Genomic DNA, 18,097 nt, shown 5'->3' with positions numbered 1-18,097 from the left:
ATATGATAATAGCGATTTTTTACAAAATATCTACGCTTTGAATGCGAATCTTCTACATGTTCGACATGCTTAGCGTAAATTATGTGTTGAAAGGCCGGTTTTGCAGTTCAAAACCATCAGAATTCACTTGTAAAACTGAGCCTTGCGTATACCAGTCCCCTAAGACGATGCGCGTGTTTTTAGCACCATTTGCGTCAAAAAAGTGTGTATTTGGGCGATGAGTGTGCCCATGAATCATCAAGTTGACGCAATTCTGAGACATCACTTTTTCAACTTCGCTTTGATTCACGTCCATGATATCTAAAGACTTCATCTGCTTATCGTCGCGAATGTCTGATTGAACTTTAGAGACAATTTTTTTCTTTAAATACCATGGGATGCGTTTAAAGATCCATTGTAACCAAGGTTGATGCACAGTTTTACGAAATTTCTGATATTCCACGTCATCAATACACAGGGTATCGCCGTGTAAAATCACCGCTTTTGTGCCATATAAGTCGATGGTGCAAACGTCATCAAGCAAAGTGATGCCCGTCTCTTTACAAAAGCGTTCGCCCAACAAGAAGTCACGATTGCCTTGAATAAAGAAAACCGGGACACCTTGGTCGGTGAGCGTTTTGAACTCGGTACGAATTTGGTTTGCAAACGGTGTTTTGTCATCATCACCAACCCAAAACTCGAAAAGATCGCCTAATACATAAAGAGCTTCGGCATTTTTGGCTTCCGTACGCATGAATGTAATGAAACATTCTGTGATGTCAGGACGTGACGGCGTAAGGTGCAAGTCTGATATAAATAATGTCGTCATAGAAATAAGGGGAGGCGAAGCCTCCCCAATTACTTATCTCTTGGGAATAATTCGCAAGAATTACTCTGCGATTGTAGTACCAGTGATTACCACGTCTTCTAGTGGTACGTCTTGGTGCATGCCGTAAGAACCAGTGCTAACGCCCTTGATCTTGTTTACAACGTCCATACCTTCTACAACTTCACCGAATACACAGTAACCCCAACCATCTAGGCTTTCGCTACGGAAATCTAGGAAAGTGTTGTTGTTTACGTTGATGAAGAACTGAGAGCTTGCAGAATGTGGTTCCATCGTACGAGCCATAGCAATTGTGCCTACTTTGTTGCTTAGGCCGTTGTTTGCTTCGTTCTTGATAGGTGCACGTGTTGATTTTTCACGTAGACCTGATTCCATGCCGCCACCTTGGATCATGAAACCGTCAATAACACGGTGGAAAAGAGTGTTGTCGTAAAAGCCGTCGCGGCAGTACTGAAGGAAGTTTGCGCTTGTCTCTGGCGCTTTCTCTTCGTTTAGTTGAATCTTGATGTCACCAAAATTAGTGTGAAGGGTGATCATGCTACTTTCCTTTACTGTGTTGTGTTGAGCCCGAGATTCTAGCCTAAGTTATAACGCATTAAAAACTCAGGAAGAGTAAATTCTTCGTTTTGTGCTTGAAGTTTAGCCGATTATCGTTTTATCGGTTAATTGCTATTACCTAATAAGGTCGGACTTGATATACTCGACGTTCTTGTATTCATTCACAATCATAGATAGAGATCATGTTAAAGATATATAACACACTCACAAGACAGAAAGAGGAATTCAAACCAATTACAGCCGGTAAAGTTGGCATGTATGTCTGTGGGGTAACCATCTACGATCTCTGTCACATCGGCCACGGCCGCACCTTCGTTTCTTTTGACGTAGTATCACGTTATCTGCGCTACCTTGGTTACGACCTAACGTTTGTTCGCAATATCACAGATATTGATGACAAAATCATCAAACGTGCAGCAGAAAACGGCGAATCTTGTGAATCACTTACAGAACGTTTGATTGGCGACATGCACGCAGACTTTGATGCATTGAACATGAAGCGTCCTGACGTTGAGCCGCGCGCAACACAATTTATCGCAGAAATCATCGAATTGGTTGAAAAGCTTATCGAACGTGGTTTCGCATACGTTGCAGACAACGGCGACGTCATGTTTGAAGTAGGTAAGTTTGACGAGTACGGCAAGCTTTCTAAGCAAGATCTTGATCAGCTTCAAGCTGGTGCGCGCGTTGATATCGAAACAGCAAAACGTAGCCCACTAGACTTCGTTCTTTGGAAAATGTCTAAACCAGGCGAGCCAACATGGGAATCTCCATGGGGTCCAGGTCGTCCAGGTTGGCACATTGAATGTTCAGCAATGAACTCTACAATCCTAGGCGATCATTTCGATATTCACGGCGGTGGCTCTGATCTACAGTTCCCACACCACGAAAACGAAATCGCACAATCTTGCTGTGCTCACGACACTAAGTACGTAAATACTTGGATGCACAGTGGCATGGTGATGGTAGATCGCGAAAAGATGTCTAAATCTTTAGGCAACTTCTTCACTATTCGTGACGTTCTTGGTCACTACGATGCTGAAACCGTGCGTTACTTCCTAATGTCTGGTCACTACCGTAGCCAATTGAACTACAGTGAAGATAACCTAAACCAAGCACGCGCTTCTCTTGAGCGTCTATACACTTCTCTGCGTGGTCTGGATTTAAATGCAGCACCAGCGGGTGGTGAGGAGTATGTATCTCGCTTTACTGCTGCGATGAACGACGATTTCAACACACCAGAAGCATACTCAGTTCTGTTTGATATGGCGCGCGAAGTTAACCGCCTTAAGACTGAAAGCGTAGAGAAAGCGAGTGAACTTGGTGCGCTAATGCGCGAACTAGCAGACGTGATTGGTATTCTTTATCAAGATCCTGAAGCTTTCCTAAAAGGTAATGCTGGCAACGATGATGAAGTCGCTGAAATTGAAGCGCTAATCAAACTGCGTAACGACTCGCGTGCTTCGAAAGATTGGGCAAACGCCGACATGGCACGTGATAAGCTGACGGAAATGGGCATCGTCCTTGAGGATGGCCCAGAAGGCACAACGTGGCGTCGTAAGTAATTGAATCTTTTAAAAGGGCTGATGATTCAGCCCTTTTATTTTCCAATTTCATCAATAAAATTTTAACTTTAGGTAATGCTCTGTGGCTCAGATGTATTTCTATTACTCAGCAATGAATGCGGGTAAATCGACAACTCTTCTTCAATCTTCATTTAACTACCAAGAACGCGGTATGACGCCAGTGATTTTCACTGCGGCGTTGGACGACCGCTATGGTGTAGGCAAAGTAAGTTCTCGTATTGGTCTACAGTCGGACGCGCATTTGTTCCGTCCAGATACGAACCTATACCAAGAGATTGCAGCCCTGCATGAAGTCGAAAAACGTCACTGTATTCTTATTGACGAGTGTCAGTTCCTATCGAAAGAGCAGGTTTACCAACTTACAGAGGTAGTGGATAAGCTGCATATTCCAGTACTTTGCTATGGTCTTCGTACCGATTTTCTTGGCGAACTTTTTGAAGGCAGTAAGTACCTACTCTCTTGGGCTGATAAGCTGGTTGAGTTGAAGACGATTTGCCACTGTGGCCGAAAAGCAAACATGGTTATCCGCACCGACGAACACGGAGTCGCAATCAAAGAAGGTGACCAAGTGGCGATTGGTGGCAACGACCGTTATGTCTCGGTTTGCCGTCAGCACTACAAAGAAGCCCTAGGTAAATAAACCTATCCATTCAGCTTCAAAGCAGTACAGAAAAGCCACCGAATTCGGTGGCTTTTTAATTGTTCATTTCGCTCAGACGAGATCAAAACCGAATCGCTCTAACAAGACTTGATAAGATGAATCCACTTGATTTGGAATGTCTTGCTTAGTTTGAAATCCTTTTTCGGGATAGCTTTTGACGCGGGAAAAATCTTCCATCAGCGCTTCTAACACCATCATTAGCGGCATGTCTTCGTTGATGTATTCGAAGAATGGATGAGCGGTAGAACTGACTTGCACTTGCGAGTAGGGCGATTGCCATTGCTTCTCAAACGTAGCGATGGCGCGGCGTTCCATAAATGGCTTTTGCACTAAAATAATAGATTCGCATTGGATGCCTTTCTCTTTAAATAACTGCTCGGTGAAACGGACGTTTTCTCCACTATTGGTTGAACGTGTTTCTACTAAGATGGCATCGCTTGGTACGCCAGCTAAACGCGCAATGTCTGCAAATGTTTCTGCTTCACTTTTTTCAAACAAACCATCCGTAAAACGGCCTTCACCACCGGAGAACACAATCAATGGTGCGAGTTTTTGGTGGTAAAGCGCAGCGGCGTGCTCAGCAACTCGCACGTCGTTACTGCACATAACAAACAAGCAGTCGGCAGGCTTTAAATCCTGTTTGAGCTGCATGTAATCCCAAAGCGTTTCTATATGTTGATATAACTTCATAGTGCATCCAGCGTTGAATTGAATCGGAATTGATACCCAAGTGAAACCAGCTTGTCCGCTAAGATGCGTTTATCGGCATCTTCTGTGACGGGAGGTAGCGAAATCTCTGCGCCACTTTTGGTGATTGCTGCTTGGTAAAACTCAGCTTTGCTCACGGTGTGAGGCGTTGTGACATTAATGATCTGGTTACTCAGGTGATCCAATGCAAATTGTGCCACAGCGACTGCGTCACTTTGATGAAGCATGTTGGCTGGGGCTTTACGGCTGACTTGTTTTAGGCGCATGGCAAAGCGAGCGGGGTGTCTGTCTGGGCCAATCAAACCACTGCAACGTAAGATGGCGTAGTGTATGCCAGAGTCGATGACGGATTGCTCCGCTTCGAGCATGATTTTCGCATTGTCAGAAAAGTGAGGGTGGGTTTGCGCGAGAGCGAGCGATGCGGATTCTTCTTTCATATCCGTTGGTAAATTAGGGTAGACCGTTGTAGAGCTGATCATGACGAGCTTTTCAATCGCATTCTGTTTTGCCGCTTTAACTAACGTTGACCATTGCTGCGCATACTCTCGACCAGACCCTTTACGAAAACCAGGTGGAAACGCACCAACAATACGTTCAATATGATTCGACTGAATTATTTCATCCAGTTTTTGCGCTGCGTTTTCATCGTTGAGATCAAGCAGGGCGGCGTTAGCAATAGTGGATGGCCGTTCATCTAACCGAGCTTGGCTACGACGCGTAATAACTACATCATGTCCCTCGACTAACAAGGCTTGCGCTAGTGGAGTACCAAGCCAACCTGCACCTACAATCAATGTGTTTGCCATTATTTATCCTACTTAACTGTTTTGCTCAAAGAGAGTAATGAGCTCTGCTTTGGCTTGTTGATGGAGGGGATCAGAATGCCATTTTTGATGTTGAATCAGGTCAACATTGACTTGCCAAGCCAGCTTTGTGAAATCATCCCCAACTTTTTTTAACGTGTTTGGTGAGTCTGCGACTAAGTGCTCCGGCAGGAAGCACCATCCAAACCCTTTGTTCGCTAATTCCAACAAAATGTAGTAGTTATCAGCGTACCAGATATCTGGGCTCAATGCTTGGTTGAGGCTACCTGGCTCTGCACTCTTTGAGCGTATCACCAGTTGGCGATATTGTTTGAGTTGATCGATATGGGTAATTCGCTGAGCCGCTAATGGGTGATCGGAAGAGACATACACATCGAATGCGATATTACCAAGATTGGTGAAATCGATATGCCTAGGCATTTGCAGATCGCTCAGAATAATTCCGGTGGTTGCACGTTCAGATTTCACCAGTTCAATAATGTCTGGGCTAGATGCCGTTAAACATTCGACTTGTAGTTGCGGAAATTGTTGCTCTAGGTTTTTAAGCACATCCGGTAATCGAGTCAGCGGAATCCCTTCATCAATCGCGAGAACAAGCTCGCTCGCCTGCGCAGAAAAGAGCTGAGTCGCTTTATTGTTTAATCGGTCGAGTTGACTGATCGCCGCTTGCGCGTAAGGCATCAGAGCATGGCCGTTCTCGGTCAGTTTGGGATAACGGCCGGAGCGATCAAACAGATCGACACCACAGTCGAGTTCCATGTTCATAATGTGTTGGCTTATCACGGATTGGGCTCGACCTAACTTTCTCGCTGCTGCGGAAAATGAGCCGGATTCGGATGTGGCAACAAACGCCTGCAATTGTTCGATAGTAAACATATCGTTTTTACCGATGGTATCTAACTTTTTATTATCTCAATCATAGATAAAATTTCAGTCATTGAGTAGAACAAATGGGTAGATAATCATGACTCGTAACGAACGAATTTTCCACGCAGTACTTTTTGAATTGATGGCGTTAGCGATCATTGTGCCTGCAGCTGCGTTGATCACAGGCAAAGGTTCAAGTGATTTGGCGTTAGTAGGGATCGGTTTGAGTTTGTACACCGTAGTTTGGAACTACATTTACAACTTGTACTTCGATAAGTGGTTTGGCAGCAACCGAGCAGACAGAAGTCTATCAATGCGCCTTGGTCACACCGTTGGGTTTGAAGGTGGGTTGATCTTTATTTCTATACCTGTGATCGCATGGTTCTTGGAGATTACGCTCCTTCAAGCATTGATGCTCGAAGCAGGGTTTCTAGTATTCTTCTTGTTTTACGCCACTGGCTTTAACTGGTTGTACGATAAAGTTCAACCGTTTGGGAAAATGAGAAAGTTACTGGTGTAGCCGAGTGAGATTCCCCAAATGCGATTGAAGTAACTAGAAAAAAGCCACCGTATTTCGGTGGCTTTATTGGTCAGTGGGCGGTAGTTATTCTGCAGAAAGTACGCGTAAGATTTTGTCTGCGTGTTCTGCAACTTCAATACCTTCGTCGGTTAGATAACCACCATCAGGTTGCGTACACAATTGCTTTTGGTAAAGACGCGCAACTGCTGTTTGCATCTCTTCTGAGGCATCTGAATGGACTTTAATGCCTGTCGCTGCACTGCTTAAATCGAATTGAAGAAGAAGGTTCAGTTCGGCGATGTGTTCAGCTGAATATTTCATAGATAATTCCTTTGCGCTTTTTTATCCAAGCTAGTCTTAAAACCAGTGTTGAGCAACACAAAACAACAAGAAGTGTTAACTGCATTGCTATCAGACTGATATAACGTGGAATTTTTGTTCGAACGCTGAGTGTCTTGTTTAATATCAATGATAGTTAAGACAACAAACTATAGTTGAGTTTTATCGATTTCCGTCTCACCAACAACATTTTTAGTAAACATGAAAAATAGCCCTTGAAAAAGTCAGGAAATGGAGCGATTATCCGCGCCTCTTTAATTGTTTCTAAATGTTACACTTCCATGAACTTCAATCAGTTTGACTCTTTATTGCCACCTCAGGCTGCTGAACGTGCCGCCGAAGTAGGTGTAGGCAAAGCAACGAAAGCTCCAATCAAATCTTTTCTGCTCGCCATTTCTGCGGGGCTTCATATTGGTATTGCTTTCATTTTCTATACCACAGTAACGACAGGCGCGGGCGATCTGCCTTGGGGCATCACACGACTCATTGGCGGTCTAGCATTTAGCCTTGGTTTGATTTTGGTGGTGGTTACTGGCGGCGAGCTTTTTACCAGTTCGGTTCTGACTCTGGTTGCGCGTGCGAGTGGCAAAATTTCATGGAAAACGCTGGTTAAAAACTGGTTTGTGGTTTATTTCGGCAATATGGTTGGCGCTATTTTGCTGGTGGCGTGTATGTTGGTGACAAAGCAATACATGTTCGATCACGGCCAAGTTGGTTTGAATGCCATGGCCATTTCACAACATAAATTGCACCATGGTTTTTTTGCGGCGGTTGCACTTGGCATCATGTGTAACGTGTTAGTTTGTATTGCGGTTTGGATGACATTCAGTGGCCGTACATTAACAGACAAAATCGCGGTAATGATTTTGCCAGTAGCGATGTTCGTCTCCGCTGGTTTTGAGCACTGTATTGCGAACATGTTCCAAGTTCCAATGGCTATTGGTATCAAATACTTTGCGCCAGAAGCCTTCTGGCAAATGACAGGTGCTGATATCGCAAATTATGCGGACTTGAACATGATGGGCTTTATCGTTAACAACCTTATCCCAGTCACGATCGGTAACATCATCGGCGGTGGTGTATTCGTCGGTATGTGGTACTGGATGATCTATCTACGTGATGAAGACAAGCATCTGCGATAGAGACCAAAGAAAGAGAAAGGCGAGCTAGGTAGCTCGCCTTTTTTGTGCATTGTAGTTGGCTTAAAGTGCTTTCTAAATCAGCTCTTCATTGATTCCAAACTCGTTTGGCAACCAGTGAGATGTGATCTCTTGTGGCTCTTGCACAAGCCATTCAACCGGCAAGTCAGACAGTAACTCATCGTGTTTTTCCGCCATGATCAATACGTCCATGATATCTGCTCCATTTTGTCTCTAAGCACAATGTAGAAGCCGAAGATGTCATTGAGTTGACTAAAATATGACCATTGTATGCTGATAAGACAGGAGACTCAGAAATGTGGCTATGTTTCTAGTTGCGTATATCTTTTGGTGGCTTATCCACATTTTCTGTGGATAACCTGTATCAAAGATCGTGAGTATCTCTGAAGATCCAGAAAATTTCATAAAATTAGGGGGTTATGTGGCCAATTACTGACCTCGCTTCATTCCATCAACTGGGCGTACTTTGACCGTAACACGGCCTTCTTTTGTTTGTACAAAGCTCAATGTCATTTCAAGTGTGATGGCAACAGAGACGCTCATCATGACAAAAATAGCTAGCATGATGACCAGTTGATATTTAATGGCAACCAATGGGCTTGCGCCCCCTAGGATTTGCCCCGTCATCATACCAGGAAGCGTGACAAGGCCCATCGTGGTCATTGAGGCTAGCGTTGGCGCTAACGATTTTCTCAGAGCTTCCTGAACGAAAGGAAAAGAAGCGTATTTAGGGGCGGCACCCAGTGAGATGGCAGCTTCGTACTCAGATTTACGCTCTTCAAAAGCAGAGAATAGGTTTTGTAGCGCGATGATATTACTGCTAAGACTATTGCCTAATAGCATGCCTGCCAATGGGATCATATATTGTGCATTGTAAAGCGGAGTAGGGCGCACCAAGCCAGCGGTGATCGCAATTAGTAATGGAAACAAGCCACATATAAGCCCGGTGAGAAGTGGCAGCATGAGCGGCTTTTTCGGTAAACGTGCTTTCCCTGCAATGGAACTTGCTCCTACGACGAGCATAATCGCAAGCCAAAGTAAGTTGATGATCAAGCTGTTTAATTGAAAGAGATATTCAAGATAAACCCCGATCAGAACGAGCTGTAAAGTCATACGCACAACGCTGATTGATGCATCTTTCGCGATGCCTAATCTATAGCGTGCATTGATCGCAAATGGCACTAATAGAATCAAACTGAAAGCCGCTAATTTTGCCCAACTAATGTCCACCACACTGTTCATAATCACTCCTTGAAATTGCCGCTTAGAATTGTAACCAACCCCATTCTCTATATGAATCTCAATGGATATTTTTTGCTTTTTTCATGGTGGAAATTGCGAGAGGTTTTATAAAATGTTTTTTATCATTTTTTTTACAAGTCATTATCTTTCTCAGGAATTTGAGTAATTTTTCGGCACGAATTTTACCGCTCAAATGTAATTTATGTTTTGTAAATGTTGTAAGCTTAACAAGTCTTTAAAAGACTTATTTTTTCATATCTGTTCATGTTTTTTAATAAATAATATCAATCCCACACAACTCTGGATGAGCTCAAAAAAGTGTTGAATTACAAGGCGTGAAGGGAGTTATTTGATTGAACCTTACTATTAGTATGGTCTAGTATTTTCAATTAGAGATTGTAAAAACTTAAGCTTGGTTACACGGGCTTTTCAATAACACTAGATACAAAATAGGCAAATGTATGAGTGATGTTAATAAAATTGAGAGTGGCGAAAAACGCTCACTGGAGTGGAAGTCTTTCCTCTTCATTGCAGTTGTTCTCTTCCCAATTCTGAGTGTGGCTTTCGTAGGCGGCTACGGATTTATCGTTTGGGCACTACAAGTGTTCTTCTTTGGTCCTCCAGGCGCACACGGCATGTAAGCCAGTGAGCTCACAACCACACTTTTGAAAAGATTTTAAGAGAGCAAATAATGAAATCATTAATCATTAAACTGTGGCGTACGATGACGCGCCCGGCAGTTCATATCAGCCTTGGCGTGCTGACTATGGGCGGTTTCATCGCTGGTGTTATTTTCTGGGGTGGCTTTAACACCGCGCTAGAAGCAACCAACACTGAAGAATTCTGTATTAGCTGTCACACCATGCGTGACAACGTATACGTTGAGCTGCAAGACACGGTTCACTGGAAAAACCATTCTGGTGTTCGTGCTACTTGTCCTGACTGTCACGTTCCTCACAACTGGACTGACAAAATCGCTCGTAAAATGCAGGCTTCTAAAGAAGTATTTGCGCAAGTTTTTGGCAACTACTCTGAACCTGGCGTTTTCGAAGAGCGTCGTATCGAACTTGCTAAACACGAATGGGATCGTTTCTCTGCAAACAAATCTCTAGAGTGTAAAAACTGTCACAACTACGAGTCTATGGACTTCGAGCAAATGTCTCCAACCGCTCGTATCCAGATGAAGCAAGCGGCAGAAAAAGATCAAAGCTGTGTTGACTGTCATAAAGGTATCGCGCACAACCTACCAGCAGGTATGGATAGCATCGGCGGCATCGTGGGTGATCTAGAGCAAATGACATCAGGTACTGACTACGCAGTAGGTCAAGAGCTCGTAAGTATTCGTCACCTTCCAATTTACTTTGACGCGCAAGGTGCGAAAGAAGCGGGTCTTCTAAACCCTGCATCAACAGTAAAAGTTCTGGAAGATAAAGGTGACTTCATCGAAATCGAAATTGACGGCTGGCGTAAAGCGAAAGGCTTTGGTCGCGTAATTCAAGAAGATTTCGGTAAGAACATTGCAACTGCGTCTCTACTTAAAGAAGCGTCTACAGACAGCAACATCGTTACGACTGGTGAAAAACGAGTGGACGAGCTGACTGGTCTTCCTTGGGAGAAAGTGGCAGCGAAAGTATGGATCAAGAAAGAGTCTATGCTGAACGACATCAACCCTGTATGGGAAAAATCGAAAGAAGCATACAAAACAAACTGTTCTGTATGTCATACACAACCAGCTGAAGCGCACTTCGATGCGAACACCTGGCCAGGTATGTTCGACGGCATGCTTGCGTTCGTTAACCTAGATACAGACAGTGAAGCACTGATCTTGAAATATCTACAGAAGCACTCTTCAGATTATGCTGAAGGCCACCACTAATAAGCGCGGATTGGAGTAATTTAAATGGCTATTACACGAAGAAGTTTTCTTAAAGGTGTAGCAACCACAAGTGCAGCGTCAGTTATCGGTCCAAGCTTATTGGCGTCAGCTTCTGCAAACGCAGCTGAGTCGACTGGTACTTGGAAAGTAACAGGCTCACACTGGGGCGCGTTCCGCGCCCACATCTATGCGGGTAAAGTTCAAGAGATCAAACCGCTAGAACTAGACAAAAACCCAACAGAAATGTTGAACGGCATCAAGGGTATTATCTACAGCCCTTCACGTGTTCGTTACCCAATGGTTCGTCTAGATTGGTTGAAGAAACACAAATACAGCGCGGATACTCGCGGTAACAACCGTTTCATCCGTGTGACTTGGGATGAAGCTCTAGACTTGTTCTACCGTGAGCTAGAACGTGTTCAAAAAGAATACGGTCCTTGGGCTCTGCATGCTGGTCAAACTGGTTGGAACCAAACAGGTTCATTCAACAACTGTACCGCGCACATGCAACGTGCAGTAGGTATGCACGGTAACTTCATCACTAAAGTAGGCGACTACTCGACTGGTGCAGGTCAAACCATCATGCCTTACGTACTTGGTTCAACTGAAGTTTACGCACAAGGTACGTCTTGGTCTGAAATCCTTGAGAACTCAGACAACATCATTCTGTGGGCAAACGACCCAGTGAAAAACCTACAAGTAGGTTGGAACTGTGAAACTCACGAATCATTCAAGTACCTTGCAGAGCTAAAAGAAAAAGTAGCGAAAGGCGAGATCAACGTTCTGTCTGTTGACCCAGTTAAGAACAAAACGCAACGCTACCTAGAGAACGATCACCTGTACATCAACCCGATGACAGACGTAGCGTTCATGCTGGCTGTGGCTCATGTTCTGTACAACGAAAACCTGTACGACAAGAAGTTCATTGATACTTACTGTCTAGGCTTTGAAGAGTTCATCCAATACGTTCAAGGTAAGACAAAAGACAAAGTAGAGAAGACACCAGAATGGGCAGCGGCTATCTGTGGTGTGAAAGCGGACAAGATTCGTGAATTCGCACGCATGCTAGTAAGCGGCCGTACACAGATCCTGATGGGTTGGTGTATCCAGCGTCAAGAGCACGGTGAGCAGCCATACTGGGCGGCGGCTGTGGTTGCGGCAATGGTTGGTCAAATCGGTCTACCTGGTGGTGGTATCTCTTACGGTCACCACTACTCAAGTATCGGTGTGCCTTCCACTGGTTTCGCGGGCCCTGGTGGTTTCCCTCGTAACCTTGACCAAGGTATGAAGCCGAAGTGGGACAACAACGACTTTAACGGTTACAGCCGTACTATCCCAGTTGCACGTTGGATCGACTGTCTGCTTGAGCCAGGCAAAGAGATCAACTACAACGGCGGTAAAGTGAAACTGCCAGACTTCAAGATGATGGTTATCTCGGGTTGTAACCCATGGCACCACCATCAAGATCGTAACCGCATGAAGAAAGCGTTCCGCAAACTTCAAACGGTTGTAACGATCGAGTTTGCTTGGACTGCAACATGTCGTTTCTCTGACATCGTTCTACCTGCGTGTACGCAATGGGAACGTAACGACATCGACGTGTACGGTTCATACTCGAACAAAGGTCTGATCGCGATGCATCGTCTCGTCGATCCATTGTTCCAATCTAAGCCTGACTTCCAAATCATGAGTGAATTAACTCAGCGTTTTGGTCGCCGCGAAGAATACACTCGTGGTATGAGCGAGATGGAGTGGATCGAAAGCCTATACAACGATTGTAAGAAAGCGAACGAAGGTAAGTTCGAAATGCCAGAATTCAATGAGTTCTGGGAGAAGAGCGTACTAGACTTCGGTGAAGGTAAACCTTGGGTTCGTCACGCGGACTTCCGTAAAGACCCTGAGCTTAACCCTCTAGGTACACCGTCTGGCTTCATCGAGATTACATCACGTAAGATCGGCCGTTACGGTTACGAACATTGTCAAGAGCACCCAATGTGGTTCGAAAAATCAGAGCGTTCACACGGTGGCCCTGGTTCAGACAAATACCCATTCTGGTTGCAGTCTTGTCACCCAGACAAGCGTCTGCACTCTCAAATGTGTGAGTCTGAAGAGTTCCGCGCGACATACGCGGTGCAAGGTCGTGAGCCTGTTTACATCAACCCAATCGATGCAAAAGCAAAAGGCATTAAAGACGGTGACTTGGTACGCGTATTCAACGGCCGCGGTCAGCTACTAGCTGGTGCTGTTCTAACTGACAGCTACCCACGTGGCGTTATCCGTATCGAAGAAGGCGCATGGTACGGCCCTCTAAACGAGAAAGAAGGCGCAATCTGTACTTACGGTGACCCTAATACGCTAACGCAGGACATCGGCTCTTCTGAGCTTGCTCAAGCGACTTCTGCGAACACATGTATCGTAGACTTCGAGAAGTTCACAGGCAAAGTACCGCCAGTAACTTCATTCGGTGGTCCAATCGAAGTTGCTTAATTAGTGCAATTTGCATAAATCGAAATACCAGCCTTCGGGCTGGTATTTTTTTAACCAAAATTTCAGTGAGCGTTATCTCAATAACCGTTTTTGAGCGTCAGAGTGCATGGATTCGTGACGAAAATAACGAATTGCTCGCATCATTCACAGGATAATGAAGTCATATTCAAAAGGCTTCACGCGCAACCAAGCATCGTGGGGTCAATTGGACACAAAACAATAATAATCAGTGAGTAGATGCAATATGGCTCAGACCATTCAGTTAGCCAACCATTCCGAAATGACGATCATCGATAACGATCTGCACGTGGATGTGATTGGTAATCAAGCCCATTTCTCCTTCTCTGGGCTTCACAACAAAACCTTTACTGACCGTGAAGTGCTGTTCGAAATGCCGTTTTTATACGAGCACGAAGCCAACGTGATTGGTGATGGTTTTCAAATGTTGGCACAAACGTCAGGAACGATCACGCATCCTCTTGAAATAGGTCGCTGCCCCGACAACATTCCCCCATACCGCGTGTACTCGCAACATGCATCCAAGCGTTACTACAACTATCTAGTGATTGAGGATTCTGCTGGTTACACCTTGTTTGGCTTCACGACGTGCCGTCGATTTGCTGGTTACTTTGATATACAACAGCGAAATGGGCAGTGGATACTGACCGCAGCAATCGATGGCGAACACACGCAAGTGGCGGATTGGGAACACAATCAACTTGAGTCCATTACGATTTTAACTGGCAACTCGCTATCCGATCTGTATCAAGAGTTCAGCGAGATGATTGCCGTGCATCATCCTATTCGCAACGGTGTTACGCAGGATGCACCGATAGGCTGGTGTTCTTGGTATGCGTACTATGCCGATGTGACCGAGCAAAATGTTTTAGAAAATGTCGATTGCATGCAAGACAAGCTCGAAGACTTAGAATGGGTACTTCTGGATGATGGCTATCAAGCGTTCATGGGGGATTGGCTTACGCCGTCGGATAAATTCTCTGGCGGTGTGAAGGAGCTGATTCAAAACATTCGCGCAAAAGGCAAAAAGCCGGCGATTTGGATGGCTCCTTTCATAGCGCAGCCAGAATCTGAGGTCTTTAAGCAACATCCTGAATGGTTTGTTCGTCATCCTGACGGTCAGCTCCTTAAAGCCGAAGATGTTACCTACGGCGGCTGGCGTTGCACGCCTTGGTATATTCTCGATACGTCTAACCCCGAAGTGCAAGATCATCTAACGCACGTTGTGTCAGTGATGAGGCTAGAGTGGGGCGTAGAGCTGTTTAAGCTCGATGCAAACTACTGGGGAACACTAAAAGGAAAACGTAGTCAGTCTGGTATTACGGGTGTCGAAGCGTATCGATTAGGGATGGAGGCGATCGCCAGAGGCGCAGGAGACGCTTGGTTGCTTGGCTGCAACGCGCCAATGTGGCCATCTTTGGGGCTGGTGGATGCGATGCGCGTGTCTGATGACGTCGAGCGCCATAGCCACCGTTTTGAACAGATCGCTAAAGAGACGTTTTTCCGTAGTTGGCAGCACCGTAAGTTGTGGCAAATTGACCCAGACTGCGCGACGTTTACTTCTCTTGCTAATCAAGCTGCATCACGTGAAGACTACGAGTTTCACCGTACCGTATTATTGGCGTCTGGCGGCTTGCTTTTGTCTGGCGACCCTCTCCCGGAAATCACGCCATTTGCGAGTAAAACCTTGGCGAAGCTGATGTTGCGACAACGACGCAGCCAAGAATCTGCTAAGTTCACGGCGTTAAGTTTGAGCCATGCTTTTTTGAAACTGACGGACAAGAATGATCTACATTGTTTGTTCAATTACGCGAATCACAATGCGACTGAATTTACTCTCACAGCGGATCAGCCCGTTGATTGGTATGACTACTGGACCGGAGAAAAGCTCAACCAAGATCCTTGTCAGTTGCTTCTAGTGAGTGTCGATAGAGGTCTGAATGCCAAAGCAATAGTGACCGCGTAAAGGTCATTGAAAACGACGTACTAAACGAAAAGAGCCACTTGGGCTCTTTTCTTGTTTTTACGCGTTCTTTTTTGAGAGCGGAATAACTAAAACTCAAACATAAAGTAATAGCCATAGCCCACAATGAATGCAGGGATAGAAGAATAGACCGTTGCCATCAATGCCGCTTTGGGAGCCATGGCAATCGCGGGGAACAGTGCATCACCATCGTTAGAAATCGCATTCGCAATCTGCGCGGATAATGGTGCGGCACCAGTAATGTACAAACTGGTGACGAGAATCTGTGGGCCGCAGCCTGGTAGCATACCGATGGCTAAGCCAGCCAATGGCATCCATATGCCCCAATTTGAGAAGGTAGCAGCCAAATCGATGCCTGAAAAATAGGTCGTTAATTCAAACGCAAGAAACGCCACGATAACCCACGCGCTGACAAAGTTTGTGTCTTGAGCTGCTTTTTGAATCGGGTGTGAATCAACGATTTTTTCATCTTCTGACACCGTCGATTGATAATCTCCCAGCTCTTTTGTCATTGCCCACAACGACATGGAGACCACCGCAAATATCGCTCCTAACCATTCAATGCTACTTGGACTCAAATTCAGTAGCTGATTGATATCCACTTGGAATGAGGTCAGTACGGCAACGATGCTCGCAGGGACTATCAACCACTTCCAGAATGCACCTTGAAGATTAATCGCACGTTGCTCTAAAGGCGTGTATCGCTCGCTTTGATGCTGACAACAATGGTGGTGAGCGCTCGCTTGCTTTGGCTCGGGGCGTAGAAAATCATCAGGATGAAATGCGTTGACGCTCAAACCCGAAATCGTACCTACCACAATGCCAAGTGCGACGACGCCAACGCCGACGGACGGTTTTGCCGCGAGTAACAAGAATGCCGCATCGCCCATGGTTGATGTCAGTACGGCTACGATTGCGCCAAATCCTACTCGTCCACTAATAAATTGAGTCGTAACAACAATAGCTCCGCCACAGCCTGGAAGCGCACCGAGTAGGGCTGCAAAAAACACCTGATGATGACGAGAGCGATGATAGAGTTGAGTGATGCGATTCGTCTTCGACATAAAGTTGGAGAGGTAATGATAAATCGCCAAGGTTGCTGCGACATAACAAGATACTGCCCAGAAAGAATCGGAAAGCGTGGTCACTGTGATCTCTCGGGTGTTCTCATTCGCTAATAAGACAAGCATGATAATGGGGATAAACAGTCGCTTATAAGCTAACTGGAACTGAGTTGGCTGAAATAGCTGCTGTGCGGAGTGCAAAAATCGGGTCGCGTTCATCGTTAACTCAAATGCAAATGGTAATAATTATCATTATATGTAAATGAGATTTATTCGCAATAGGGTTGTGAACTTTTCTTCGTGTCAAATTCCCTCAAATCAGGTAAAGTATCGGCCTTTGTGAGCAAACAGCTTCCACGGCACACCGTGCCATTGTTCGGAAGCGTATCAAATTGACTTGGATAGGAAGAAACATGATTCTAGTTGTAGGTCATAAGAACCCAGACAGTGACAGTATTTGTAGTGCACTAGTTGCAACAGAACTTCTAAAGGCGCGTGGCGTTGAAGCAATGCCAATTCGTCAGGGCGAAATCAACCGTGAAACTCAGCACATTCTTGAAGTAGCTGGCGCAGAAGTTCCAGAACTTCGCACTTCAGTAGCGGGTGAAACCGTTTGGCTAGTAGACTACTCAGATCTAGCGCAAGCACCAGACGACATCGCTGAAGCTGAAATCGCGGGTATCGTTGACCACCACCGTCTAGGTGACGTGATGACAGTGAACCCAATGGAAGCATGGATCTGGCCTGTTGGCTGTACTAACACAGTACTATTCAACATGTTCAAGATTGAAGGTCACGAGATCAAGCCTCAAATCGCTAAGCTAATGATGTCAGCAATCCTATCTGACACAGTAGGCTTCGCTTCTCCAACTTGTACACAAAAAGACAAAGATGCTGTTGCTGAGCTAGCTGCAATCGCTGACGTACAAGATGTGGATGCATTCACGAAAGATCTTCTAATTGCTAAGACAAACATCGAAGGTCTATCTGCGGCTCAACTCGTTGAAAAGGACCTTAAAGGTTACCCATTCAACGGTCGTGACGTAGTGGTTGGTCAGGTTGAACTTGCAACTCTTGAGCAAGTTGACGGTATGATCGAAGCACTAGAAGCAGACCTAGAATCTCGTTGTGAGAAAGATAACCTAGCGTTCGCTGCTGTTATGCTAACAGACATCACAACTGCTCAAACTCGTCTTCTATACAAAGGTGAGTGGGCTGAGAAACTTGTTAAGCACGAGAAAGACGGCATGCTAATGATGGAAAATACACTAAGCCGTAAGAAGCAAGGTTGGCCTTGGCTTCAAACTGAGCTAGCGTAATTTCATTATTACCAGCATATACTGTAAATGCCCGCTTAGCTGCGGGCATTTTTCTATG

General features: G+C 45.3%; 18 protein-coding genes. 9 read left to right on the top strand and 9 right to left on the bottom strand.

Going from position 1 to position 18,097, the window contains the following annotated elements; genetic code table 11:
• Nucleotides 1-79 precede the first annotated feature (79 nt).
• On the bottom strand, nucleotides 80-808 hold the full coding sequence (lpxH, locus tag ACF8EG_RS21595; protein ID WP_025536773.1) for a UDP-2,3-diacylglucosamine diphosphatase: 729 nt from the start codon (nucleotides 806-808) through the stop codon (nucleotides 80-82).
• Nucleotides 809-868: 60 nt separating this feature from the next.
• Nucleotides 869-1,363, bottom strand: a complete 495-nt coding sequence (locus ACF8EG_RS21590; protein WP_005487618.1) for a peptidylprolyl isomerase — start codon at nucleotides 1,361-1,363, stop codon at nucleotides 869-871.
• A gap of 203 nt (nucleotides 1,364-1,566) precedes the next feature.
• On the opposite strand from ACF8EG_RS21590, the gene cysS reads away from it, so the two are divergent.
• Nucleotides 1,567-2,949, top strand: coding sequence for a cysteine--tRNA ligase (cysS, locus tag ACF8EG_RS21585; protein ID WP_005478905.1), 1,383 nt, complete (start codon nucleotides 1,567-1,569; stop codon nucleotides 2,947-2,949).
• A gap of 82 nt (nucleotides 2,950-3,031) precedes the next feature.
• Nucleotides 3,032-3,610 (top strand): thymidine kinase, encoded by a 579-nt coding sequence (locus ACF8EG_RS21580; RefSeq protein ID WP_005450744.1) that lies wholly within the window; start codon nucleotides 3,032-3,034, stop codon nucleotides 3,608-3,610.
• 72 nt (nucleotides 3,611-3,682) lie between these two features.
• On the opposite strand, the gene ACF8EG_RS21575 is transcribed toward ACF8EG_RS21580, so the two are convergent.
• Genes ACF8EG_RS21575 through ACF8EG_RS21565 form a run of 3 tightly spaced genes read right to left on the bottom strand, consistent with a single transcriptional unit; the run spans nucleotide 3,683 to nucleotide 6,039 of the window.
• Nucleotides 3,683-4,321: a YdcF family protein gene (locus ACF8EG_RS21575; RefSeq protein WP_020840392.1), complete on the bottom strand. Its 639-nt coding sequence runs from the start codon at nucleotides 4,319-4,321 to the stop codon at nucleotides 3,683-3,685.
• Nucleotides 4,318-5,145 carry an NAD-dependent epimerase/dehydratase family protein gene (locus tag ACF8EG_RS21570; protein ID WP_020840393.1) on the bottom strand — a complete coding sequence of 276 codons (828 nt, stop codon included), beginning with the start codon at nucleotides 5,143-5,145 and terminating at the stop codon, nucleotides 4,318-4,320. Before ACF8EG_RS21570 ends, ACF8EG_RS21575 begins: the two co-directional genes overlap by 4 nt.
• A gap of 12 nt (nucleotides 5,146-5,157) precedes the next feature.
• Nucleotides 5,158-6,039 carry a LysR family transcriptional regulator gene (locus ACF8EG_RS21565; protein WP_053816279.1) on the bottom strand — a complete coding sequence of 294 codons (882 nt, stop codon included), beginning with the start codon at nucleotides 6,037-6,039 and terminating at the stop codon, nucleotides 5,158-5,160.
• 88 nt (nucleotides 6,040-6,127) lie between these two features.
• Here ACF8EG_RS21565 and ACF8EG_RS21560 point away from each other — a divergent pair, with 88 nt between their 5' ends.
• Nucleotides 6,128-6,550 (top strand): PACE efflux transporter, encoded by a 423-nt coding sequence (locus ACF8EG_RS21560; RefSeq protein ID WP_031813451.1) that lies wholly within the window; start codon nucleotides 6,128-6,130, stop codon nucleotides 6,548-6,550.
• An 84-nt stretch (nucleotides 6,551-6,634) separates the two neighbouring features.
• Here ACF8EG_RS21560 and ACF8EG_RS21555 read toward each other — a convergent pair whose 3' ends face one another.
• A complete protein-coding gene (locus ACF8EG_RS21555) occupies nucleotides 6,635-6,871 on the bottom strand; it encodes a TIGR02647 family protein (RefSeq protein ID WP_069505022.1) in 237 nt (78 codons plus the stop codon).
• Nucleotides 6,872-7,170: 299 nt separating this feature from the next.
• Between ACF8EG_RS21555 and focA the strand changes: the two genes are divergently transcribed.
• Nucleotides 7,171-8,031 carry a formate transporter FocA gene (gene focA / locus ACF8EG_RS21550; RefSeq protein ID WP_005462425.1) on the top strand — a complete coding sequence of 287 codons (861 nt, stop codon included), beginning with the start codon at nucleotides 7,171-7,173 and terminating at the stop codon, nucleotides 8,029-8,031.
• A gap of 72 nt (nucleotides 8,032-8,103) precedes the next feature.
• Here focA and ACF8EG_RS21545 read toward each other — a convergent pair whose 3' ends face one another.
• Together ACF8EG_RS21545 and ACF8EG_RS21540 are read right to left on the bottom strand one after the other, a co-directional pair.
• On the bottom strand, nucleotides 8,104-8,241 hold the full coding sequence (locus ACF8EG_RS21545) for a hypothetical protein (protein WP_005462421.1): 138 nt from the start codon (nucleotides 8,239-8,241) through the stop codon (nucleotides 8,104-8,106).
• Nucleotides 8,242-8,478: 237 nt separating this feature from the next.
• Nucleotides 8,479-9,291 carry an ABC transporter permease gene (locus ACF8EG_RS21540; protein WP_031416325.1) on the bottom strand — a complete coding sequence of 271 codons (813 nt, stop codon included), beginning with the start codon at nucleotides 9,289-9,291 and terminating at the stop codon, nucleotides 8,479-8,481.
• A gap of 461 nt (nucleotides 9,292-9,752) precedes the next feature.
• On the opposite strand from ACF8EG_RS21540, the gene torE reads away from it, so the two are divergent.
• From torE to ACF8EG_RS21520, 4 genes are all read left to right on the top strand, one after another.
• Nucleotides 9,753-9,932 carry a trimethylamine N-oxide reductase system protein TorE gene (gene torE, locus ACF8EG_RS21535; RefSeq protein ID WP_005450728.1) on the top strand — a complete coding sequence of 60 codons (180 nt, stop codon included), beginning with the start codon at nucleotides 9,753-9,755 and terminating at the stop codon, nucleotides 9,930-9,932.
• Between the two features lie 50 nt (nucleotides 9,933-9,982).
• Complete coding sequence (gene torC, locus ACF8EG_RS21530; protein WP_005462368.1) at nucleotides 9,983-11,167, top strand: pentaheme c-type cytochrome TorC; 1,185 nt, start codon at nucleotides 9,983-9,985, stop codon at nucleotides 11,165-11,167.
• A gap of 24 nt (nucleotides 11,168-11,191) precedes the next feature.
• Complete coding sequence (torA, locus tag ACF8EG_RS21525; RefSeq protein WP_005462326.1) at nucleotides 11,192-13,654, top strand: trimethylamine-N-oxide reductase TorA; 2,463 nt, start codon at nucleotides 11,192-11,194, stop codon at nucleotides 13,652-13,654.
• 244 nt (nucleotides 13,655-13,898) lie between these two features.
• Nucleotides 13,899-15,638, top strand: coding sequence for a glycoside hydrolase family 36 protein (locus tag ACF8EG_RS21520; protein ID WP_069505023.1), 1,740 nt, complete (start codon nucleotides 13,899-13,901; stop codon nucleotides 15,636-15,638).
• 86 nt (nucleotides 15,639-15,724) lie between these two features.
• Here the strand turns inward: ACF8EG_RS21520 and ACF8EG_RS21515 are convergent, their stop codons facing one another.
• The gene (locus ACF8EG_RS21515) at nucleotides 15,725-16,939 is read right to left on the bottom strand and encodes a putative manganese transporter (RefSeq protein WP_069505025.1); all 1,215 of its coding nucleotides are present in this window, start codon (nucleotides 16,937-16,939) and stop codon (nucleotides 15,725-15,727) included.
• 194 nt (nucleotides 16,940-17,133) lie between these two features.
• On the opposite strand from ACF8EG_RS21515, the gene ACF8EG_RS21510 reads away from it, so the two are divergent.
• Entirely contained in the window at nucleotides 17,134-18,039 is a 906-nt protein-coding gene (locus ACF8EG_RS21510) for a manganese-dependent inorganic pyrophosphatase (protein ID WP_005462364.1), read from the top strand.
• Nucleotides 18,040-18,097: the final 58 nt, after the last annotated feature.

The organism is Vibrio sp. YQ_11 (genome assembly GCF_043103065.1).
Taxonomy (GTDB): domain Bacteria; phylum Pseudomonadota; class Gammaproteobacteria; order Enterobacterales; family Vibrionaceae; genus Vibrio; species Vibrio parahaemolyticus.
The sequence above is the reverse complement of the archived record's forward strand: the minus strand, read 5'-3'. Positions and strand labels throughout refer to the sequence as shown.